Here is a 22,395-nt window from a genome sequence, read left to right on the forward strand (position 1 = left end):
GACAACGCGGTCATATCAACGCTGGCGTCCACGATCACGCGACAGGCCTTGCCGACGACAATCTCCATGCGTCCGCCCGCTGGCCCCGCCAAAGCTACTGGCGGCACCGGCGGTTGGTCCGGCATCACCATCGCCGGCACAAAGGCTGGCTGAGGTCGTTCGTTCGTCTGCGTCCCAAACGATCGTCGCCAAGTCAGCAGCAGCGAGCGCGAGATGCCGTATCGTCGTGCTGTCGACGAGACCGCGCGCGGTGCCTGCAAACTCTCCAGAACGATCTTAGGTTTCTCGTCATCCGTCCAGCGACGGCGACGGCCAGTCTCGACAACCTCGAACCGTTCAATCCGTGCACTGAACTTATTACTGTCCATAAGGGCTGTTACACAGCACTCCTCTTAACCCGGCAAGACGGCCCTCACCGGAGGGAGACTTTCCAACCAGATTGAGATGACTTAACGCGACGCGTGCGAGGCGGGCTTCCTCGGCAGAAACCTCGATGCCTTGGACCGCAGCGGCATGCGTTATGATTGTTCGGATGAACGACAAATCGATCGCCAACGTTGCGGGACCAGCGCCTTGTTTGGCTCGCTTCCTTCCGAACTCAATCAGCCGCTGTCGATTGAGTGCGGGAAGTTTCACACTACCGAGCTCGGCCTTGAGCGACGCCATCACAGCAGCCTTTGACCGGCGAGGGGGTCTTCCGACCTCGCGCATATCTTCGTCGTGCAGGTCAATCAGCTCGCCAAACGTGCGAACGTTCCGGACCACGCGGGGCTTGGACGAGCCATTTCGGTCAATGTTGCGCTCCATTTCGAGCGCCCATTCTTCGCCGTCCTTGCGCCGTCGGAAAGTCTCGGCCACGTAGCGGGTCTTGCGGCGGACCTGGACGCGCCAGTTTCCGGATGCCAAATTGTGTGAAGGTCGCCACGCGTGTGCACTCCGACTTTTCGTGTGCACTATGTGGGCACCGAGAGGTCAAAACGGGTACAAACGTGTGCAAATTCGGCTAGTTTGGAGTGCACACGTTCATGCTTCATCCTATTGAAAGCATAAGGTAAATCATTGAAATATCAAGACTATCGCTTTTCCGTGGCGCCCATGATGGATTGGAATGAGAGGTTAAGGTTTTCAATCGCTTAGAAGGCGCCGTGTGCACGACGTGTGCACCGGGAGATCAAGAAAAATCTCACCACAGCCAACGTGCGCAGGCTTTTGGCACATGTGCAGGATCTGAACTTCCGAGGGTAGGGTGCGGGCGAGTGCTTTCGACGCGGAATGGTCGAACGTCGTGAGTTTGACTCACATCTCTCCGCCAATTGCGCGATTGCGCACGCCAAACTACGATTTCGTGCGCTTGGGTCCGCTTCGCGAGCGACTCGCCCCTCCGCTAGCCGCGCTAGCCACGGCCCGTCTCTGTAGGGTCGCGATCGGCCGTTGGTACCAGTCCCCACGGAGCTTCGCTTCATAGCTTCAGCTCAACGCGTGACCGGCTAGCCCGTACACCCACGGCTCATTTTCCTTTCGGTTCAGGAATCGCCGGCCCTTAGACATCGTCGTGACGGTGTCGGTCATTGCGAGGCGGCTCTGTTGAAGGAAGTCGGCAAACAGACCCGTCTGCTCCCGCGTATCGACGCGGACGAATTGTCCCGCGAGATTCCTAAGATGCACAGCGGTGAGATGGATCGCGTCACAATCATTGCTGGCAACGATCGGGCCGATCACATGACCGCGGCCGAATTCGCGCTTCATGGAAAAACCGACGGCCTCTCCGCCCCGGCGCAGGACGGAGATTGAAGCACCTTCAGAAAGCAATGCGAGCAGCTTCTGCCGGTTAGTTCCGAACGCGCGTTCATCCAGTGCCGCGATCTCTCCGATGTCCGCCGTGGACAGCGAGCTCAATTCACCGGCCAGAGCCTGCACCGGCGGAGGTGGTGAGACGAGTTCTCCTTGCCACAGATATACGGTGGCTTCCTTCGTGAACCCCAGCGACAGATACAGGTGATAGGCGGCATGGGTTGAGTTGAGGGTCAAATTCCGGTCGCCACACCGCTCGAAAACCTGCTCCATGAGCCAGCGGCCAGTACCTTGTGCCTGGGTTCGGGGCGATGTGATCACCAGGCCAATCGTTGCGAATTCCTGGCTATAAGGGAACCACATCGCGCTGCCGAAAACGCGGCCGATGCCATCAACGGCGACGATGCCGTGGCCGGCGCGGCGCAGGAAATCCCAGTCCTTGGGGCGATGCGGCCAACCGACACCGATCGAAAGCGCGTGGAGCAGCTTCACATCAACGTCGTTTATGTCCTTGGCCACCAGTTCAAAGGACTTCACGCGTACCGTTCGTCCCATTCCGCTCATCCATTCCTTTGCGAGCTCAAAGCCCGCGGCCTATCCCCCGCCGGCCTTCTGTTGCGTGCCGCACAAGCCCTCTTTTGCAGCAGCATAGCGCGGAAGGCCAGCAGGTTTCGCCTGTTTGGCGGGCGGTACTCGGAATGTTTCGCCGCTGGTTCAGCTCGATTCAGCAGGGAAAGCTACTGGTTGCGGCCTATCGATATCCGGCAACAGCAGGCAGGGTGACCCCAGTGAACGTTGAAGGCTTCGTAGGGCTCGCCGCCTTTCCAGCCCTCGGTGGCCGGCCAGTCCGGTCTCAACGCGCCGCATCCCGGGCGAGGACCTGAGAGGACCACGTCGATGGCATTCCTTTTCAATTCCGATGCTGCTCGGGCGGCTATATTCCGGCAGGCCTTTGCGCGCGAGCTCCCTGATCTCGAATTCTATCATTCCAGCGAATGCTTCGAGCCGGAAAAGGTACGGTACCTGATAACCTGGAACGCGCCCGACGATCTCTCGCGCTTTCGAAATCTGGAAATGCTCTTTTCCACCGGTGCGGGGGTCGATCAATTCAAGCCGGAGACCCTACCTGGCCACGTCAAGCTCGTGCGCATGATCGAAGATGGCATTATACGCATGATGCAGGAGTACGTCGTGCTTGGGGTGCTGACACTCCATCGCGAGATGCTTGCCTATCGGGAGCAGCAGGGAAGAGGCCTATGGCAGGCTCTTGAAACGCCCCAGGCGGCCGATCGGCGCGTCGGCTTTCTGGGCCTCGGCATGTTGGCGCAAGCTGCGATTGATCGCCTCAAGCCGTTTGGATTTCCGCTTGCCGCGTGGAGCCGCAACAACAAGACGATCGAGGGCGTCACCTGCTTCCACGGCGATGGTCAGCTTGGCAACTTCCTGAAAGGAACGGACATTCTCGTCTGTCTTCTGCCCCTGACGGCGCAAACAAGCGGCATCCTGAACGCACAGCTGTTCTCTCTCCTGCCGGCGGGAGCAAGGCTGCTTCATGTCGGCCGCGGTCCGCAGCTTGACCAGGGCGCACTCATCGAAGCGCTCGATAGCGGGCGCCTTGCCGCAGCGATGCTCGACGTGACCGATCCCGAGCCGCTGCCGGGAGCCCATGCGCTCTGGTCGCATCCGAAGGTGATCATCACGCCGCATATCGCGTCCGTGACGCAACCGCATACGGCCGCGGAATCTGTCATAGAGAACATCCGGCGCCACCGCGCCGGACGAAATCCGATCGGCCTCGTCGATCGAACGCTCGGTTACTAACAGGAAAGATGCCATGTCACTTCTGATTACCATCGACACCAATCCGGATTTTGTACCGAAGAAGGCCGTGCCAGATGCGGAACGGCTCATTTCGGGCAATCCGTCCTTCAAGACCTGGGCGCAGGACGCCTCGAAAGGCGAAAAGGTGCTGACCGGCGTCTGGGAAGCAACGCCGGGCGAGACGCATTCCATCAAGGGCACCACCTTCGAGTTCTGCCACATCATCTCGGGTCTTATCGAAATCGAGGAAAAGGGTGGCGAGACGAAGACTTTCCGCGCCGGCGACAGCTTTGTGATGAAGCCGGGCTTTGTCGGCGTCTGGCGCACGATCGAGACCGTGCGGAAGATCTATGTCTGCCACTATGACTGAGCACGATGCCTGACGGCGGCCTCACTAAACGACGGCCAGAACAATCGACTTTCGAGTGCCCGTCTGACCGGATTCAACGCGGTCAGACGCTTTCTTCTCGATGAAAAATGCGGCGCGCGGTGCTGTATGGCTCAGATGAGACGGCTTGTCTCGCCAATCGCATATCCGGCAGTGTTGGCGGTTTGACCCCGAAGAGTAAGGGAACAAATACATGGTTGCATTGAAAGACAAGGATCTGTTTCGCCAGCAGGCACTGATCGGCGGCCACTGGCGCGACGCGAGTGCGAAGGCGACGGTTGATGTCATCGATCCTGCCAGCCAGCAAGTTCTTGGCACCATCCCCGATATGGGGTGCGAGGAGACCAGGGCTGCCATCCGCGCTGCGGCCGACGCGTTCAAGCATTGGAAGACCAAGGCCCATGCAGAGCGCGCCGCGCTGCTGGAGCGCTGGTATGAGCTCATGCGACACCATGAGCAGGATTTGGCTCTTCTGCTCACGCTGGAGCAGGGCAAGCCACTGGCGGAATCGCTCGGCGAAATCCGCTATGGGGCCTCCTTCGTCAAATGGTTTGCGGAAGAGGCGCGCCGGATCAACGGATCGACGATCCCGTCTCCCACCGTCGATCGCCGCATTCTGGTTTTGAAAGAGCCGGTCGGCGTCTGCGGGATCATCACGCCCTGGAATTTTCCCAACGCGATGATTACACGCAAGGTGGCGCCTGCGCTTGCCGCGGGCTGCACCGTCGTCATCAAGCCCTCTGAATTCACGCCGTTTTCGGCCCTCGCGATCGGTGTGCTGGCGGAGCGGGCAGGAATTCCACCTGGCGTGATCAACATCGTGACGGGCATGCCGGCCGACATTGGCAAGGAGCTGATGGCCAATGAGACCGTCCGCAAGATCTCGTTCACGGGGTCGACCCGCGTCGGCGCGCTGCTGATGAAAGGCGCCGCCGACAACATCAAGCGGCTCAGTCTCGAGCTCGGCGGCAACGCGCCGTTCATCGTCTTCGACGATGCCGATATCGACCGCGCCGTCGAGGGCGCAATTGCGTCGAAGTTCCGCAACGGCGGACAGACCTGCGTCTGCTGTAATCGCATTCTTGTCCAATCGGGTGTCTACGATGCCTTTGCACAGAAGCTCGCCGGCAAGGTCGCGAAAATGAAGGTAGGTGCCGGTACGGAAGATGGGGTCGCAATCGGGCCGATGATCAATGGCGCAGCGATCGAGAAGATCAAGCGGCACGTCATGGACGCGCTGGATAAAGGCGCAAAGATCATCGCTGAGAGTGAGGCGGTGCCGGAGGGCCGGCAATTTGCTCGGCCTCTCGTGCTCGGTGGCGCGACGACCGAGATGCTCCTGGCTTCGGAGGAGACCTTCGGACCGGTCGCGCCGCTTTTCCGGTTCGAGACGGAGGACGAGGCGATAGCGATCGCAAACGGTACGCCCTTCGGTCTTGCGGCGTATTTCTACACTGAAAACCTGAAGCGTTCCTGGCGTATTGCCGAAGCGCTGGAGTTCGGCATGGTCGGCTTGAACACCGGCCTGATCTCGACCGAGGTTGCGCCTTTTGGCGGTGTCAAACAGTCGGGCCTGGGACGCGAGGGATCTCAGCTCGGGATAGAAGAATATCTCGAGAGCAAGGCCCTTCATGTCGGCGGCCTGGATTGAGCGTCCATCGGATCTGAAACAAGAAAAGGGGGCGGTTGAACCGCCCCTTTTCCTTGACCAGCGCAGATCTCTATTGCTGAAATGCCGCGAGCGATCCCGAAAGAACTGCGCTCAGGCGCTTTTACGAAGAGGCTCCAGGCCGACTGCGGCAGCCAAGCCGCCGATGCCAGGGACCTCGGTGTATTCATAGAAGGGGTTCGCCGGCTCGTGACCGCGGTTCACCCATACCTTGCTCTTGATACCCAGATCGTAGGCGGTCATCAGATCGTAGCGGAACGAGGAGGAGACGTGGGTGATATCTTCCGGGCCGCAGCCCAGCTTGTCGAGCATGTATTCGAAGCCCTTCATGTGTGGCTTGTAGGCGCCAGTCTCCTCGGCCGTGATGACCGTGTGGAAGGGAGCACCGAGCTTCTCCACGTTGGACATGATGAGGTTCTTCATGGAGTTCGACAAAATGACCAGCGGAATCTCCCTGGCAACTTTGGCCAGACCAGCCGGGACGTCGGCATGTGGACCCCACGTGTGGATCTCTTCATTGATGCGCTGGGCATCCTCCGGCCGAAATACGATACCGTTGCGCTTGCAAGCGCGCTCCACCGAATTATGCACGACCTCGAAGTACGGCTTCCACGCGCCAAGAACCTCGTCCAGGCGATAGGCGGCGAAATCCTTGATGAAACTAGCCATCGTCGTGGCAGAAAGTTGAGAGCCATAGACTCTCCTCGCCGCGCCGGCCATGTCGAAATTGGTCAGCGTGCCGTAACAGTCGAAGGTGATGTATTTGGGTCTGAACGTCGCCATAGCTCCAATCCTTGCGATCTCACGCACCGCTTGCCGATACGACAAGCATCATAGCGAGCACCCGACAAGATAAAGCACCGATGTCGCGGTGACCGGGAGCAGATTGTGTCGTATCGGATCGGAGCTGTGGCAGAGAGTTGTGCGAAATAGGCGCATCCGACGTGAGCGCCAATGCCTGGCGCAAGCCGATGCCGGCATAAGATGCGGCGCCGATCGTCAATGACAGTCAAAATGCCCTTCGTCCATGTCCAGCCTGGGAGCAACTGCTGTCTTGGTCATCCTATGTTGAGTGCGAAAACATCGGGGTGACCGCACAAAAATTGCGGTTGATCTGGAGGACGACATGTTGAGCAACTCGCTGATTGAACTCGATCGCGCGCATCTGATTCACCCGGTCTCATCCTATCGAAGCCACGAGACGACGGGTGTCCGCGTGCTGAAGTCAGGGAAGGGCGCGACGCTGACCGATGTCTCGGGACGTCAATTGCTGGACGGCTTCGCCGGCCTATGGTGTGTCAATGCCGGCTACGGACAGGACAGCATCGTTGAAGCAGCTACGCGGCAGCTGCAGGAGCTGCCTTATGCGACGGGCTATTTCGGTTTGGGCTCGGACCCGGCGATCCGGCTGGCGGCCAGGTTGGCTGAATTGGCGCCTGGCGATCTGAACCATGTCTACTTCACGCTGGGTGGCTCCGATGCCATCGACAGTACGATCCGGTTCATCAGGTACTACTATCATTCCAAAGGGCGACCGCAGAAGGACCAGTTCATTTCCGTCGAGTCTGGCTACCATGGATCGTCGACGGCAGGGGCTGGCTTGACGGCGCTGCCCGCCTTTCATGCGGGCTTTGGGGTGCCATACGACTGGCAACACAAGATCCCCTCGCACTACGCCTATCGCAACCCTGTCGGTTCCCATCCCCAGGCTATCATTGCGGCGTCGGTCGCGGCCTTGCGGGCCAAGATCGCCGAACTGGGCGCCGAACGCGTCGCCGCCTTCTATGTCGAGCCGATACAGGGGTCAGGAGGCGTCCTCGTTCCGCCGCCGTCCTGGCTGAAGGCGATGCATGCGGTCTGCAAGGAGCACGATATTCTGTTCGTTGCCGATGAGGTCATCACCGGCTTTGGCCGTGTCGGTCCGCTCTTCGCCTGTGAAGAGGATGACGTCGTGCCGGATCTCATGACCACGGCAAAGGGGCTAACCTCTGGCTACGTGCCGATGGGGGCCGTTCTCATGTCCGACGGCGTCTACAACACGATTGCCGATGGCGCCGGCAAGGTGGCCGTCGGCCACGGCTACACCTATTCCGCTCATCCCGTCAGCGCAGCCGTTGGGCTCGCGTGCCTTGATCTCTATGAAAACGGCTTGCTGGAAAACGGCCGGAAGGCCGGGCACCGGCTGATGGAAGGTCTTCGGGCGCTTGCCGATCATCCGCTTGTCGGCGATATCAGGGGTCGCGGCATGCTGGCTGCAATCGAGCTCGTCACTGACAAGGAGCTCAAGACGCCTCTGCCGGCGGAAGCCGACGCGGCGCGCCGCATCTTCGACCGCGCGTGGGACAATGGTCTCGTGATCCGCGCCTTCGCGCAAGGCGTGCTGGGCTACGCGCCGCCGCTGTGCTGCACCGATGACGACATCGACGGCATTATTGAGCGGACAAAGACTACGCTCGACCAGACGCTCGAAGACAAGGACGTCCGCGCGGCGATGAAGGGATGATCACCGCGCTGCCGGTCGGAGATTGTTCTTAGCTATCGAAGATGCTTTCGAGCGGCAGATGGGATTTCACGATCGGGGACTTCAGCACGACGAAACTGAAGTACTTGTCGATGCCGATATCCATCTCGACCAGGCGTTCCATGACCGCCTGGTATTCGCTGATCCCCGCGGTGATGAACTTGACGAGATAGTCGTACCCGCCCGAAACCAGATGGCATTCGACGACCGAATCGATCTTTTCGATCGTCGTGAGAAAGCGAGCGAAATCGATCTGCCGATGATTCTTCAGGGTGATTTCAGCGAAGACCGTCAGAGTTTGTCCGAGCTTGGCAACATCGATCTGGGCGGAATAGCCGGTGATGAAGCCCTCCGTCTGGAGCCTCTTGACGCGCATCAGGCACGGGCTCGGCGAAAGATTTATCAGCTCTGCGAGCTCGACGTTGGAAATGCGCCCGTTCTTCTGCAGTTCGCATAAAATCCTGATGTCGATCTTATCGAGCTTCATAGCAATGCCATCAGATGGGGCCGACAACGGCGTCAGGGCTTTGAGTCTTCAGCGTCATATGCATTGTCATAGCATCAACCAGCAGCTTTTCCCAACGAGGCGGAAACTGCAATTCAGAACTCGCTGACCTTCCCCCAGGCGCTCATTTTCAGCCGTTCCGGCCTGTAGGGGCGCGGGTCGACGATCGGTGCTCGACCGGTGATGATGTCGGCGATCATGTGCCCGGTGCCGGGCCCAATCCCGAAGCCGTGCCCACTGAACCCCGCCGCAAGGATGAAGCCTGGAATGGATTCAACTTCGCCGATTGCCGGAATGCCGTCCGGTGTGCTGTCGATGTAGCCGGCCCAGACGTTTAAGATGGCGAGGTGCCGCAGCTCGGGGACCAGCTTGCACGCGCGTCGATGCGTCAGCCGAATCTGCCTCATGTCGGGGCGGGGGTTGAGCGTTCGGTTCAGCTCCATCGGGGTCACCTCGTCGAGCCTCCATTTCGCCAGGGATTCGTGGCCTTGCCGCATGCCCTCGAAGGCGCCGGGGCTGAGGCTTCGCCAGCGGCGGGCGAACATGGGGAGGAATTCGCGGCCGAACCTGACCTGCTGCGGCGTCGGATCCAGTCGCGCGCGCCCGCTGATGGCCAGCGTGTATCCGCCATCGCCGCGGCGCGTGGCCGACACGAGCCCTGCGTAAAGGGCATCAGGCAGGTCGGCCGCGCCCGGGGCCAGGGCGAGAATCGAAGAGCGCACGGATGCCTGCGGGAAGCGAATTCCGAGCTGGTTGCAGAACGAAGATGCCCATGCGCCTCCTGCCATGACCACCGTCTTCGTCCGGATCGTGCCCGCCTCGGTCACCACGCCGTTGACCCGGCCGGCACTGAGCTCGATGCCGCGCGCGGCGCAGAGCTGGTGCACCGTGCCGCCCGCCGCCATGATCGCACGCGCGGCGATGGGGACGGCCTTTGAAGTGTCCGCCGTCCCGTCTGTCGGCGAGAAGACGCCGCCCTTCCACTTGCGACCCGTCGCCTTGCCCCGACCGCTCGCCTCTTCCGAGCTCAACAGATGCGTCGTGACGCCAACGGTCCTGGCGAAGTCTCGCCACTTGGCCCAGCCTGCCAGCTCATTCTCGTCGTTCGACAAATACAATAGGCCGCAGCGGCGAAAGCCCGTGTCTTCACCCGTTTCCTGGGCAACTCGTTGCCAGAGATCGAGGCTCTTGGTCGCAAGCGGCAGCTCGCGTGCGTCGCGGTTCTGTTGTCGGCACCATCCCCAGTTGCGGCTGGACTGCTCGGCGGCGACGCGGCCCTTCTCGAGCAAGGCAACCTTGAGGCCGCGACGCGCGAGATAGTAGCTTGTGAACACACCCACGACGCCGCCGCCGATGACGACGACGTCCGCCTCACGAGGCAGGGATGGACTGGATTCGATATGCAGGAGCGGCGCGCTCATCCGACAGGGATCTCCGGTGGTTGCGTAGCGTAACCGGGGAATTGCGGCAGGCCCCGCGGACTTTGGCCATGAGACCGAATATCCTGCGGTTTACTGCCTTTGACACAGGCTATTATTGCGAAAATACTTTGCTTGGGTCGCAGCCTTGCAGGCGGCGAGACTGATGCACGTGCTCCTGCGATCCGTCGCGCGCCGCCGCGGCAGGGCTGGCGGCGCAGACTGAAATGCCAAATCGGACTTCGTTTTCAGAAGTTCCTGCTGCTTCGATGCCGGCTTTCGGCGACTCCAGGGTGATTCAAATCGTCAAGATCGGCAGAACGGATCGAAGGATCGAAGTCCATAGAGGCAACCCGCATGAGCCTTGTCGAGGAGCAGATCTTGGCAGAAGCGATCAAGCTATGAGCTCGGCACCATCCATGCTTCGCTTCGATCGAACTGACCTGTTCGGTCGGCGCCGCACTGCGAAGAAGAGTTCTTGCCTCTTGCGCGGGGAGGCCTGAATCATGTCGCAGCCTCCAATGGAGGAATGGCACGTCGAACGTCAAATCGTCGACCTGTCGAAGAAGCGTGGCAAGGCAAAGAACCGAAGGCGCGGCTCGCAGCAGGATGGCCGAACGAAGCTAAAAAGGGAGGATGTTCCGATGGCCTCTGGCGAGCCGGCTGCAGCCCCCGCCGATGTCGCGCTGTCGGTGCGCGAACTGACCGTGAGCCTGCCTGAAGGAATGGAGCGGGCCCACGCCGTCGAGAACATCTCCTTCGATCTCAAACGTGGACAGATTCTCTGCATCATCGGAGAATCTGGATCGGGCAAGTCGGTCACCGCCAATGCGATCATGGGGCTTCTGCCGAAGGTGATCAGGGTCACCTCGGGGGCGATCCACCTGAATGGGACGAACATCGTAGGCCTCGCGCCAGAAAAGCTCCGCAGTCTGCGCGGCCGAGTCGTCTCGATGATCTTTCAAGATCCTCTCTCGGCGCTCAACCCGCTGATGACCGTGGGCGCGCAGATCGAGGAGGTGATGGCCGCGCACGACGTGGGCACGCCGGCCTCGCGCCGCAGCCGGGCCATAGACTTGTTGATTGAAGTGGGTCTGCCTGATCCGCAGCTCATGTATCACCAATATCCCTTCCGGCTTTCGGGCGGGCAGCGGCAGCGGGTGATGATCGCTATGGCTCTGGCTCTCGAACCTGCGATCCTGATTGCGGACGAGCCGACCACCGCACTCGACGTGACGACCCAGGCGCAGATCCTGCAATTGATCCGCGACATTCAGCGCCGCAAGGGAATGAGCGTCATGTTCATTACCCATGATTTCGGCGTCGTCGCGGAGATTGCCGACCACGTTGTGGTGATGGAGAAGGGCCATTGCGTGGAGCAGGGCAGTGCCGCGCAGGTGCTGAAGTCGCCCGGTCATCTCTATACGCGCCGTCTGATCGCAGCCGTGCCCCACCTGACCGGGAAGGACCGCGTTCCCTCGGAAGCCCTGGAGCGAGCGTCGATCCTGAAGGTCGAATGCCTGGCAAAGACTTATCGCAGCGGCAGCGCGCTTTTCCGTACGCAGCGCATCGTGCCTGCGGTCAATGGGGTCAGCTTCGACCTCACGTCGGGTCGCACGCTCGGCGTCGTCGGGGAAAGCGGTTCGGGCAAGTCGTCGCTCGGTCGGCTGTTGATCAAGCTCATGGAGTGCGACGGCGGCTCGATTCTGTTCGAAGGCCGCGACATCGCTGGGCTTTCCGAAGCCGAGTTTCGGCCGCTACGGCCGAACATCCAGATGATCTTTCAGGATCCTTTCGCATCGCTCAATCCGCGATCGACGGTCGGTCAAATTCTCACTGTCGGCCCGGTCGCGCATGGCATGCCTTATGACAAAGCTTGCGAGCGTGCGCGGGAGCTTCTGTCCCATGTCGGCCTGGATGCAGGCGCCTTTGAGCGCTATCCGCACGAGTTCTCCGGCGGGCAGCGCCAGCGCGTCGGCATCGCGCGGGCGCTGATGTTCAAGCCAAAATTGCTGATTGCCGACGAAGCGGTCTCAGCGCTCGACGTATCGATCCAGGCCCAGATCTTGAAGCTGCTCGACCAGATCCAGCGGGAGACCGGCGTCTCGATGATCTTCATCACGCATGATCTGCGCGTCGCAAGCCAAATCTGCGATGAAATCGCCGTCATGCATCGAGGACAAATCGTGGAACGCGGACCGCCGTCCCAGATATTCCTCGATCCGAAATCCACCTACACGCGAGAACTGGTGGCAGCAATCCCGGGCGAGCAACCCCTGAGCATGCCCGAACATGCAGAGTATGGCGGACAGCACAAGGGAGGAGAGACGTTATGACCAAGGGTTCTGCAACGACATCGAGCTACTCGCGGCGTGATGCTCTGCGAATGGTGGCGATCGGCGGAGCTGCCGGCCTGATCGCGCCCAATCTATTGGGCAAGCCGGCCAACGCGCGCACCTCTCCGACAAAGCCAACCGGCCGCGTGATCGTCGGGCTTGGACAAGAGCCGACCGTCTTCAATCCGCTGATGGTACACATTGAAGTCGATGATGGCGTGCATTTCTCGGTCTTCGACGCGCTGTTTCGCATCGATCCTCAGGGCGTTATTCAGCCCAACCTGGCCGTGGAAGTGCCGAACCAGAAGAATGGCGGCATTTCGGAAGACGGTCTCAAATGGCGTATTCGTTTGCGCGACGATGTCCGCTGGCACGACGGCAAACCGTTCAGCGCCGAGGACGTGAAGTTCACGCTCGAGCTGATTACGAATCCGAACTTCCGGAGTTGGCGCACGGCCGGCCATGCTCTCGTGCGCGACATCACGGTGGTCTCGCCGACGGAGATGACGTGGCGAATGGAGGAGGCCTTTGCGCCGTATCTGTCGTTCCTGACCGAAACATTCATCGTCCCCAAGCACATCCTCGAGAAAGAGGCCAATCCGAACAACGCCGCCTTCAACCAGGCACCGGTCGGAACCGGCGCCTTCAAGTGGAGCAAGAGGGTTGCTGGTGATCATCTCGAACTCGTTGCGAACACCGAATACTTCGGTGATGGCCCTCACATCGAGAGGCTGGTCTTCAAATACATTCCCGATCTCACGGTCCTCTACACCCAGTTCAAGAGCGGCGACATTGATCTCGTGGGCCAGCCTTACATCACGCCCGATCATTACGGGGAAGCCAAGACGCTGCCAAACCGTGTGGTGACGCTCGTCCCAAGGACCTCGTTCGAATCCTTCTATCTGAACCTCGAGCGCCCGCAGTTCAAGGAGCTTGCTGTTCGCGAGGCGCTCTACGCGGCGATTGACAAGGAGGCGATCATTCAGGGGCTCTATTACGGCGTGCCGACCCCGACAGAGACGTTCATGCCGCGGCAGTCCTTCTTCTTCAACGCCAATCTGCCCCTACACAAATTTGATGTGAATCGCGCGGGCAAGATCCTCGACCAGGCCGGCTGGGCAAAGGGCGCGGACGGCATTCGCGCCAAGAACGGCGTTCGCCTGTCCTTTACCAATTCGACCACGTCGGGCGATCCCCTTCGTGAACAGGTGCAGCAGTTCCTGCAGCAGACGTTCGCGCAACTGGGGGTCGAGATGAAGATATCGAACCTGCCCGCCGCCGTGATGTGGGGCGATTTCTGGGTGCAATCGCAGTTCGATTCCGTGATCGTCGGCAGCTCGTATCTGATTGGCGCCGATCCGGACGTCACCAATCGCCTCCACTCGCGCTCGATCGCAGCGAAGGGCGGCCGCGGCTCGAACAATGCCCAATACGCCAATCCGGAGGTCGATGCCCTCCTTGACAAAGGCGCCCGCACCTTCGATCCCGAAGCGCGGCGCGCGATCTACTCTCGCGTACAGGAACTCGTGCGCCGCGATCTGCCTTTCCTGCCGTTGTATCAGAGCAACTCGGTCCAAGGTCTCAAGAAAGGGATCAATGGATTCGTGCCGAATGGCAACACGCGCACGGAGTCCTGGAACGCGCTCGCCTGGTATTGGGCGAGCTGATGTCTCGCCGGACGGACCGCGTCGGACGGTGTTGTCACGCTAATGGAGGACTCGAATGTCCGCCTTCCTGCTGAATCGTCTCTTGCAGAGCATCGTGCTGCTGGTGATCGTCTCGATCATCGGCTTCACGGTTCTCAACCTCATGCCGGGTGGTCCTCTGGCGCAGTTCGGGCTCGATCCGGGGATGACCCAGAAGGATGTGGAGCGGCTCGCAGCGCAGCTCGGGTTGAACCGGCCGCTATGGATGCAGTATCTCGATTGGGCCTGGCGGCTGCTCCAGGGCGATTGGGGACACTCGTTCCGCGATGGCTCTTCGGTGCTGACGGTGATTGGTCGACACTTGCTGGCGACGCTACTGCTTATGGGTACGTCCACCGCATTTGCGATCGGGGTGGGTGCCTGGATCGGAATCCGGGGCGCCACCCACCGCTATTCGCTGTTCGACTACTGCGCGACTGTCGGCGCCATGGTGGCGCTGTCCGTTCCGACGTTCTGGTTTGGCCTGATCGGCATCTACATCTTCACCCTGAAGCTGGGTTGGGTGCCCGCAGGCAACATGTACACGATTGGCGACGGCTCGGTACTGGACTATCTGCATCACCTGATCTTGCCGAGCCTGGTGCTGTCCCTCGTTCATGTCGCTATCTGGAGCCGTTACATGCGGACGGCAACGCTCGATGCGCTCAGTCAGGATTTCGTCAAGACGGCCCGGGCCAAGGGCGTGAGCGAACGCCGCATCTTGCTGAAACATGTCATCGGCAATGCGCTGTTGCCGATGATCACGCTGGCAGGGATGCAATTGCCCAGCGTTCTCACCGGCGCGCTGGTCACGGAGACCGTGTTCACCTGGCCGGGCATGGGGCGGCTGTTTCTCGACAGCCTTGGTTACAGCGACTATCCGGTCGTGATGGGGCTGTTGATCTTCTCGGCCATCCTGGTCCTGTTGGGTAATCTGATCGCAGACATCGTGATCGCCACCGTCGATCCGCGCATTCGCCTGGCCTGAGCCTGCAGACTCACGACAGATAAGAGGAGCGAGTAGATATGACCGCCATCGTCGCGCACGCAGCTCCGGCCCGCTGGTGGCACAGCCGTGCCGTTATCCGCTTCATGCGTCATCACCTGGCGCTCTTGGGAATCGCGATGATCACCCTGCTCGTGCTGGCGTGCGCCATCGGTCCCTATGCCTTGCCCTACGATTCGCTCCACATCGATCTGCGCGCCCGCTTTGCTCCGCCGCTGACAGGCAACCATTACTTAGGCACGGATCCCTTAGGGCGAGACCTCGCGGTGCGGCTGTTGATGGCCGGGCGCGTCTCGCTGGCGGTGGGGTTCTCCGCCATGTTGCTGTCGACGTTGATCGGCACGCTCATTGGCGTGACGGCCGGCTATCGCGGGGGTTGGGTCGGGGCGGCATTGATGCGGACGGTCGATGGCTTCCTGTCCTATCCCTCGATCTTTCTCGTGCTGGCGCTGGCCGCAACGCTGCGGCCGAGCCCGGCGATGATCACCGTGATCATTGCCGTCACGAGCTGGATGGAGACTGCGCGAATCGTCGAGGCCGAGGTCCGTTCCCTGCGCGAGCGCGAGTTCGTCCAGGCCGCGCGCATGGTCGGGCTTCGCAGGGCGCACATCATGTTTCGCGAGATCCTGCCCAATGCCATGGGTCCCATCATCGTCGCCGCAAGTCTGGCCGTCGCGCGCGCGATCCTTCTGGAGGCCTATATCAGCTTTCTCGGCTACGGCATCCAGCCGCCGCTGCCCAGCTGGGGCAACATGCTCAATGGCGCCCAGCAATATCTGGCGAGCGCTCCCTGGCTTGCCATCATTCCCGGTGCCGCCATTACGATGGCGGTGACGAGCTTCAACTTCATCGGCGATGGCTTGCGAGATGCCCTCGACGTTCGAAACGATCACATCTGAACGATTTCAACTGAGTCGCGGCTGAAACCAGCGACCATACGAGAAGCAAAGCCATGCACGCGCCGAGAGTTGCCGAGAAGGCCACGCCCTATTGGTGGGAAGCCGCGCCGCTTAAGCCGCCGCCTCAGCAGCCAATAGCCAGGAAGCTCGACGTGTTGATCGTGGGCGCGGGCTATGCGGGGCTCTCGGCCGGTCTGGTGCTGGCGCGCGAGGGCCGCTCGGTTGCGGCCTATGACGCCATGGACCCTGGTGAAGGAGCTTCGACGCGCAACGGCGGTATCACCAGCGGATCCATTCGGCCCGATTACGCGACGCTCACGCGCCGGTTCGGAGAGGAGAGGGCGCTGGCGATCGAGGCGGAAGGCAAGGCCGCGCGCGAGTTCCTGTACGATTTCATCAGGACGGAAGGCCTCGCCTGCGACTTCCAGCCGGTGGGGCAGTTCAAGGGCGCCTTCGGCTACGAGCAATACGAGGCCATGGCGCGCACCGCGGAGAGGCTGGCAAAGAAGCTTGGGATCGAAGCCTACGCAGTTCCCTATGCCGAGCAGCGCCAGCATATCGGCACCGATGTCTATCGCGGCGGTACGGTTCGGATGGACATCGGCGGACTGCACCCGGCGAAGTTTCACGCCGAACTGCTGCGGGTCGCGCTCGCTTCCGGATTGAGAGTCCACGCGCGGACGCCCGTGATCTCGATCGACAGAGATGGCTCCGGTTTCCGCGTCGTCACCGCGGCCGGTCCGGTGCAGGCGCGTCAGGTGCTGGTGTGTACCAACGGTTACACCGATGGCGCCGTGCCCTTCCTGCGCCGTCGGCTGGTCCCGGTTCGCAGCCGGATTATTGCGACGGAGGAGCTTGCGCCCGAAGTCATGGCGCGGCTGATGCCGAAACGCATGATGATCACGGAGAACCGGGAGGTCGGCTTCTATTATCGGCCCTCGCCTGATGGCAAACGCATCTTGCTGGGCGGCCGCGACAGCTCTCGTGTCGGCGACCCCGTCGCCCCGAAGCTGCTTCTGCGCAAGGGCCTGGTGAATCTGTTCCCTGAGCTGGAGCCCGTTCGCCTCTCACACAGCTGGTTCGGCCATGTGGCCATGAACCGCGACATGATTCCGCGCATTTTCGAGAAGGAAGGTATCGTCTATGCCAGCGGCTTCTGCGGGTCGGGCGTGGTCTGGGCGCCATGGGTCGGTATGCATGCGGCCCACAAGCTCCTGGGACACGAGGAGAGGGCGCGTACCGCGTTCGACTTCAGGCCTCCGGCCTTCATCCCGTTCTATCGAGGCAATCCGTGGTTCATGCCTGCCTTCATTCAAGGCTACCGGATGCGTGACCGGATCGCGATGTGGCGCGCCAGCCGTTGACGGCCGGCAGCACAGCTTACAACCCAGGTCTGAGTTCCGGAGCCACTTCCGCCTCTCTAAAGAAGATTGACGATGCAGTACGTGTCCACGCGCGGCCATTCAGGCCGCAAGCAATTCTGCGAGGCATTGCTTGAAGGCCTCGCCCCGGATGGCGGGCTGTACGTCCCGGAAACCTATCCTCGTGTGGACCACGCCACGCTGGATGCGTGGCGTACGCTGTCCTACGCCAACCTGGCTTTCGAGATCCTGTCGCTCTATGTCGGCGATATTCCCTCCGCCGACCTGAATGCCATCTGTGCAAAGACCTACACGCCGGAGATATTCGGAAAGCCTGACATCGCGCCGCTGCGAAAGCTGGAGAGGGGACTTTACCTCCAGGAACTGTCGAATGGTCCCACGTTGGCGTTCAAGGACATGGCCATGCAGTTGCTCGGCAATCTGCTCGAGTACGAGCTGGCGCGCCGGCAGGAGAACTTGAACATTCTTGGTGCGACCAGTGGCGATACCGGAAGCGCGGCAGAATACGCCATGCGCGGCAAGAAAGGGGTGCGGGTGTTCATGCTCTCGCCCCGCGGACGAATGAGCGCCTTTCAACAAGCTCAGATGTTCAGCCTCCAGGACCACAACATCCACAACATCGCGATAGAAGGCGTCTTCGACGATTGCCAGGACATCGTCAAGCGGGTGGCGAGCGATCTGGAATTCAAGCAGAAATACAAGATCGGTGCGGTGAACTCGATCAACTGGGCGAGGCTCCTTGCGCAGGTCGTCTATTACTTCTCCGGTTATCTGCAGGCGTCCGAACGGGGGACGACAAGTGTAAGCTTTGCAGTGCCTTCGGGGAATTTCGGCAACATCTGCGCGGGGCATGTTGCGCGCATGATGGGGCTTCCAATATCCCGGTTGGTCCTTGCGACCAACGAGAACGACGTGCTCGACGAGTTTTTCCGTACCGGGGTGTATCGCGTCCGAAGTCGCGCAGACACGCTCGAAACCTCAAGCCCGTCCATGGACATCTCCAAGGCTTCAAATCTCGAACGCTTTGTATTCGACTTGTTAGATCGGGACGCGGAGCGAACGAAATCGCTGTTTGCTGATCAGCTCGGGGAGCGAGGCTCGTTCGATCTGAGTGGAGAATCCAGATTTGCAGAGCCTACAGCCCGTTTCGGCTTCCGTAGCGGAAGGAGCACACATGCCGATCGGCTCGCGACCATCCGTGACACGTGGAAGCGTCGGAACACCGTGATCGATCCACATACGGCAGATGGCGTGAAGGTCGGGCGCATGCACGCGAGTCCCGAGATGCCGATGATTGTGCTCGAAACTGCTCTGCCGATCAAATTCGCCGCGACGATCAAGGAAGCTCTGGGCCGTGAGCCCGATCGCCCGCAAAGCTACGATGGCATTGAGAAGTTGCCGAGGCGGGTCAAAGTCCTTCCCGCGAATGCCCAGGCTGTCAAGAACTACATCACCGAGATTGTGCGCGATAAAGCCTGCTGAACGGCAGATATCGGAACGAAGGTCGCGTCAACCCATGGCCGTATTCACGGAGCTGTCATTCGACCAAGTCACAGCGTTCTTTCGAGCGCGGGGTCTCGGCGCGCCTCGCTCCGTTCGCGGGATCACCAGCGGAATTGAGAATACCAACTACTTCGTCGATACGGATCGGGAAGGGTACGTGCTCACCATTTTTGAGCGCCTCCCCTTCGAGCAGTTGCCGTTTTACCTCCACTTCATGAAGCATCTTGCGGTGCGGGGCATGCCCGTCCCCAATCCGGTCGCCAACCGTGACGGCGAAATCCTTCACTCACTGAAGGCGCGGCCTGCCGCCGTCGTTACCAGGCTTCCCGGTGCAAGCGAGATGGAGCCTACGGTCGCGCATTGTGGTGCCGTCGGAAAATTCCTCGCGCAGGTGCACCTGGCTGGGGCCGATTACCCGCGACAACAGATAAATCCGCGCGGCCTCCAGTGGTGGAACGAGGTTGTGCCGGTGGTCAGCCGCTATGCATCTGCTGGACAGCGCTCGCTGCTCGCGAGTGAATTGGCGTTTCAGAACCAGGTCGCTTTGTCCTCGACCTACCGGCAACTGCCCAGGGGACCGGTGCACGCTGATCTCTTTCGCGACAACGCCTTGTTTGAGCGGGGGCAACTGTCCGGCGTTCTTGATTTTTATTTCGCCGGGTGCGACGCGCTTCTGTTCGACATTGCAGTGTGCGTCAATGATTGGTGCATCGATGGTCCCGCCGGCCGTTACGACGAGGAGCGAGTCATCGCCTTCCTCGACGCATATGAGAGCGTCCGGAGGTTGACTCCTTCGGAGCGCTTGCTGCTTCCCGCGATGCAGCGCGCTGCGGCATTTCGGTTTTTACTGTCGCGCCTGTGGGACGTATATCTGCCCCGCAAAGCTACGCTCCTAAAGCCACACGATCCGGGTCACTTCGAGCGCATGTTGCGCGTGCTGCGTGGAGAGATCCCCATGATGATCGCCGAAATGGCGCCCTAGCGGAGATTGGAGGGAATTATGACGCCGACTCTCGAAGGCCGCGCCGCGGCGCCCGACGCGTCGGCGCGCGACACGTCGTGATAACCGACGTCAATCCGCACCGTCTGGCGCTTGCAGTGGTGCTCCCGCCGCATGTGAGGCGTCAGCTCTGACGGCCCGCTTTCGAGCGCCGTCCTGGCGCGCCCGCCGCTGACGGCAGATTGGCCGCGTCGAGCCGCGAACAATGAAATTCTATGCCGAACTTTGCTCCAGTCCAATTGTGTAATGCTGTCTGGTGAAACGTACAGTGCGGACGATGCGAGGATCAGGTGGACCTCGCCGTCAATCAGGTATTGGCGACAAGTACCGCGAGCAAGAGAAACGTCGACCAATGATGAAGCCCGCAGCTTACCAGGCCGGAGATCGCGACGATCGAGCCGCGGTGCTGGTTCCATTCGCCAGATCACACCTGGAAGGCGCCCTGAAGCTCTCGCAGGAGATGTCCTGGCCCTATCGGCTCGAAGATTGGGATGTCGCGCTGCAGCTGGGCAAAGGCTTTGTTCTGGAACACGCTGGGACGGTGATCGGGACCGCGGCATGGTGGCCGTATGGCGAAACCCATGCTTCCGCTGGTATGATCATCGTCGCGAAGACCGCTCAGGGCCGTGGCTATGGGGCCCGGCTCATGGATGCGTTGCTGACGTCCGCGCGTCCACGAAGCATTGCGCTGAATTCGACCGCCGAAGGCCAAGCGCTTTACCAGCGGCGCGGTTTCGTCCCCATCGGGGTCATCCACCAGCATCAGGGAATTCCCAGAGGACGCCATGAGTCGCCGCCGGGGCTCGTCAGGCCAATGGCTGCCTCGGATTTCGAGGTGATCATGCGACTCGATCGCGACGCTACGGGCTTGGAGAGACGACAGATGCTCGAAAAGCTACTCCAAAGCGGTGATAGCTATCTCCTGCAGCGTGACGGCATGGCCCGCGGCTACGCCATCTCCCGGCTTTTTGGCCGCGGGCATGTCATCGGTCCCGTCGTCGCCGAAACCGAGACCGATGCACAGGCGCTGATCGAGGCTGCGCTCGCGCGGCTCGGCAGTGGTTTTGTCCGCATCGACACCTCTGCCACATCGCAGCTCGGGAATTGGCTTGAAGGCATCGGCCTGGAGCAGGTTGGCGATGCCACCACAATGATCTTGGGCACGCCGGCACCATCAAGCGGGCCGGCGCGCGTGTTTGCGATTCCCAATCAGTCGTTCGGCTAGGAGACATCGACGTGCGACGCGAGGAGATGAGCGGAACGGATCACCAGAACTCCGAGACGGCCGCAACGCTCGGCACGCTGGCAACGCCGGCTCTCCTGCTCGACGTGCATCGGCTCGATCGCAATCTCGCCCGCCTGTTCTCGCGCATGGCGGAGCGGGGCGTCGTGCTGCGTCCCCACATGAAAACCGCGAAATCCATCGACGTGGCGCGACGGGCTTATCCGTCCGGATCGGGGCCGATCACTGTTTCTACCCTGGCGGAAGCCGAGTATTTCGCGCGGCACGGTTTTCGCGACATGACTTATGCGGTGGGTCTGGCGCCCCACACAGCTGAAAGAGCGATGCGTCTGCGCAAAGCAGGCGTTGACCTCAAGGTACTGCTCGATTCGCCGGAGCAGGCGAGGATGCTCGGCGCCGCCGGTCGTGCCGCTGGTGTGACACCCACTGCGTTCATCGAGATTGACTGCGATGGTCACCGCGGCGGGCTGACCGCGGACGATCCAAAGCTCATTGCAGTCGCGGTCGCGCTGGGCGAGGCCGGCATCAAGCTTGCCGGCGTTCTCACCCATGCAGGCGAATCCTACAGCCTCTTCACGCCCGAGGCTCTCGTCGCGGCCGCGGAGAATGAGAGAGCGGTAGCGGTTGCCGCGGCGGAGGCCTTGCGGGCGGCCGGGCACCAATGCCCCATCGTGAGCGTCGGCTCGACCCCGACAGCGCATTTCGCCGAAGACCTGACCGGCGTCACGGAAATGCGGGCGGGCGTCTACATGTTCTTCGACTTGGTCATGCACGGTGTTGGTGTCTGCACGACGGACGACATCGCGATCTCGGTGCTCGCCACCGTGATCGGCACGAAGCCCGAGAAGGGCTGGATTTTGGTCGATGCCGGATGGATGGCGCTGTCGCGCGACCGCGGCACCGCGGCGCAGCGGGTCGACCACGGATATGGTCTGGTCTGCGACGTGGCCGGCAAGGTCTATCCGGACCTGATCGTTTCGCAAGCAAGCCAGGAGCACGGGATCCTCGCCATCAGGCCCGGGTCGGCGCACGCTTTGCCCAATCTTCCGATCGGCGCGAAGGTCAGGATTCTCCCCAATCACGCCTGTGCTACGGCGTCGCAACACGAGTTGTACAACGTCGTCTCCGCCGGCGGCGACGCGACTCACGCCCGATGGCCCCGGATGCGCGGCTGGTAGCACTGGCCGGGCCATTCCCAGCCCCTGGTTCCCGCCGCCGATCGGCGCCT

The 22,395-nt window shown here is 61.2% G+C and carries 19 protein-coding genes; 13 read left to right on the top strand and 6 right to left on the bottom strand.

Annotated features, from left to right (window positions below):
• From A3AS_RS45905 to A3AS_RS0133085, 3 genes are all read right to left on the bottom strand, one after another.
• Nucleotides 1-368 (bottom strand): transposase (locus tag A3AS_RS45905; RefSeq protein WP_084674964.1); only part of this gene is annotated, 368 nt, incomplete at its 3' end.
• Entirely contained in the window at nucleotides 358-858 is a 501-nt protein-coding gene (locus A3AS_RS44145) for a hypothetical protein (protein ID WP_020508782.1), read from the bottom strand. The genes A3AS_RS44145 and A3AS_RS45905, both read right to left, overlap by 11 nt.
• Before the next feature lie 609 nt (nucleotides 859-1,467).
• Nucleotides 1,468-2,346 (bottom strand): GNAT family N-acetyltransferase, encoded by an 879-nt coding sequence (locus A3AS_RS0133085; protein WP_026202617.1) that lies wholly within the window; start codon nucleotides 2,344-2,346, stop codon nucleotides 1,468-1,470.
• 342 nt (nucleotides 2,347-2,688) lie between these two features.
• On the opposite strand from A3AS_RS0133085, the gene A3AS_RS0133090 reads away from it, so the two are divergent.
• From A3AS_RS0133090 to A3AS_RS0133100, 3 genes are all read left to right on the top strand, one after another.
• Nucleotides 2,689-3,612: a glyoxylate/hydroxypyruvate reductase A gene (locus tag A3AS_RS0133090; RefSeq protein ID WP_018321778.1), complete on the top strand. Its 924-nt coding sequence runs from the start codon at nucleotides 2,689-2,691 to the stop codon at nucleotides 3,610-3,612.
• 13 nt (nucleotides 3,613-3,625) lie between these two features.
• The gene (locus A3AS_RS0133095; protein WP_018321779.1) at nucleotides 3,626-3,982 is read left to right on the top strand and encodes a cupin domain-containing protein; all 357 of its coding nucleotides are present in this window, start codon (nucleotides 3,626-3,628) and stop codon (nucleotides 3,980-3,982) included.
• A 211-nt stretch (nucleotides 3,983-4,193) separates the two neighbouring features.
• On the top strand, nucleotides 4,194-5,651 hold the full coding sequence (locus A3AS_RS0133100; RefSeq protein ID WP_018321780.1) for an NAD-dependent succinate-semialdehyde dehydrogenase: 1,458 nt from the start codon (nucleotides 4,194-4,196) through the stop codon (nucleotides 5,649-5,651).
• A gap of 111 nt (nucleotides 5,652-5,762) precedes the next feature.
• Here the strand turns inward: A3AS_RS0133100 and A3AS_RS0133105 are convergent, their stop codons facing one another.
• Complete coding sequence (locus tag A3AS_RS0133105) at nucleotides 5,763-6,452, bottom strand: haloacid dehalogenase type II (protein WP_018321781.1); 690 nt, start codon at nucleotides 6,450-6,452, stop codon at nucleotides 5,763-5,765.
• Between the two features lie 343 nt (nucleotides 6,453-6,795).
• On the opposite strand from A3AS_RS0133105, the gene A3AS_RS0133110 reads away from it, so the two are divergent.
• Nucleotides 6,796-8,172, top strand: a complete 1,377-nt coding sequence (locus A3AS_RS0133110) for an aspartate aminotransferase family protein (RefSeq protein WP_018321782.1) — start codon at nucleotides 6,796-6,798, stop codon at nucleotides 8,170-8,172.
• 28 nt (nucleotides 8,173-8,200) lie between these two features.
• Here the strand turns inward: A3AS_RS0133110 and A3AS_RS0133115 are convergent, their stop codons facing one another.
• Nucleotides 8,201-8,677, bottom strand: coding sequence for an Lrp/AsnC family transcriptional regulator (locus tag A3AS_RS0133115; RefSeq protein WP_018321783.1), 477 nt, complete (start codon nucleotides 8,675-8,677; stop codon nucleotides 8,201-8,203).
• 113 nt (nucleotides 8,678-8,790) lie between these two features.
• Complete coding sequence (locus A3AS_RS0133120; protein ID WP_018321784.1) at nucleotides 8,791-10,116, bottom strand: FAD-binding oxidoreductase; 1,326 nt, start codon at nucleotides 10,114-10,116, stop codon at nucleotides 8,791-8,793.
• Between the two features lie 641 nt (nucleotides 10,117-10,757).
• Between A3AS_RS0133120 and A3AS_RS44150 the strand changes: the two genes are divergently transcribed.
• From A3AS_RS44150 to A3AS_RS0133170, 9 genes are all read left to right on the top strand, one after another.
• Nucleotides 10,758-12,449, top strand: a complete 1,692-nt coding sequence (locus A3AS_RS44150; protein WP_049815061.1) for an ABC transporter ATP-binding protein — start codon at nucleotides 10,758-10,760, stop codon at nucleotides 12,447-12,449.
• Entirely contained in the window at nucleotides 12,446-14,116 is a 1,671-nt protein-coding gene (locus tag A3AS_RS0133130) for a peptide ABC transporter substrate-binding protein (RefSeq protein ID WP_026202618.1), read from the top strand. Before A3AS_RS44150 ends, A3AS_RS0133130 begins: the two co-directional genes overlap by 4 nt.
• A gap of 55 nt (nucleotides 14,117-14,171) precedes the next feature.
• Entirely contained in the window at nucleotides 14,172-15,122 is a 951-nt protein-coding gene (locus A3AS_RS0133135; RefSeq protein ID WP_018321787.1) for an ABC transporter permease, read from the top strand.
• Between the two features lie 38 nt (nucleotides 15,123-15,160).
• Nucleotides 15,161-16,039 (top strand): ABC transporter permease, encoded by an 879-nt coding sequence (locus tag A3AS_RS0133140; RefSeq protein WP_018321788.1) that lies wholly within the window; start codon nucleotides 15,161-15,163, stop codon nucleotides 16,037-16,039.
• Nucleotides 16,040-16,092: 53 nt separating this feature from the next.
• Entirely contained in the window at nucleotides 16,093-17,403 is a 1,311-nt protein-coding gene (locus tag A3AS_RS0133145; RefSeq protein WP_020508784.1) for an FAD-binding oxidoreductase, read from the top strand.
• Between the two features lie 72 nt (nucleotides 17,404-17,475).
• On the top strand, nucleotides 17,476-18,903 hold the full coding sequence (thrC, locus tag A3AS_RS0133150) for a threonine synthase (RefSeq protein ID WP_018321790.1): 1,428 nt from the start codon (nucleotides 17,476-17,478) through the stop codon (nucleotides 18,901-18,903).
• Between the two features lie 34 nt (nucleotides 18,904-18,937).
• Nucleotides 18,938-19,906 carry a homoserine kinase gene (locus A3AS_RS0133155; RefSeq protein WP_018321791.1) on the top strand — a complete coding sequence of 323 codons (969 nt, stop codon included), beginning with the start codon at nucleotides 18,938-18,940 and terminating at the stop codon, nucleotides 19,904-19,906.
• Nucleotides 19,907-20,276: 370 nt separating this feature from the next.
• Nucleotides 20,277-21,149 (top strand): GNAT family N-acetyltransferase, encoded by an 873-nt coding sequence (locus A3AS_RS0133165; protein WP_018321793.1) that lies wholly within the window; start codon nucleotides 20,277-20,279, stop codon nucleotides 21,147-21,149.
• Nucleotides 21,150-21,175: 26 nt separating this feature from the next.
• Nucleotides 21,176-22,345 (top strand): alanine racemase, encoded by a 1,170-nt coding sequence (locus tag A3AS_RS0133170; protein ID WP_026202620.1) that lies wholly within the window; start codon nucleotides 21,176-21,178, stop codon nucleotides 22,343-22,345.
• Nucleotides 22,346-22,395 lie beyond the last annotated feature (50 nt).

The sequence above is a fragment of the Bradyrhizobium sp. WSM2793 genome, assembly GCF_000379585.1.
GTDB lineage: Bacteria > Pseudomonadota > Alphaproteobacteria > Rhizobiales > Xanthobacteraceae > Bradyrhizobium.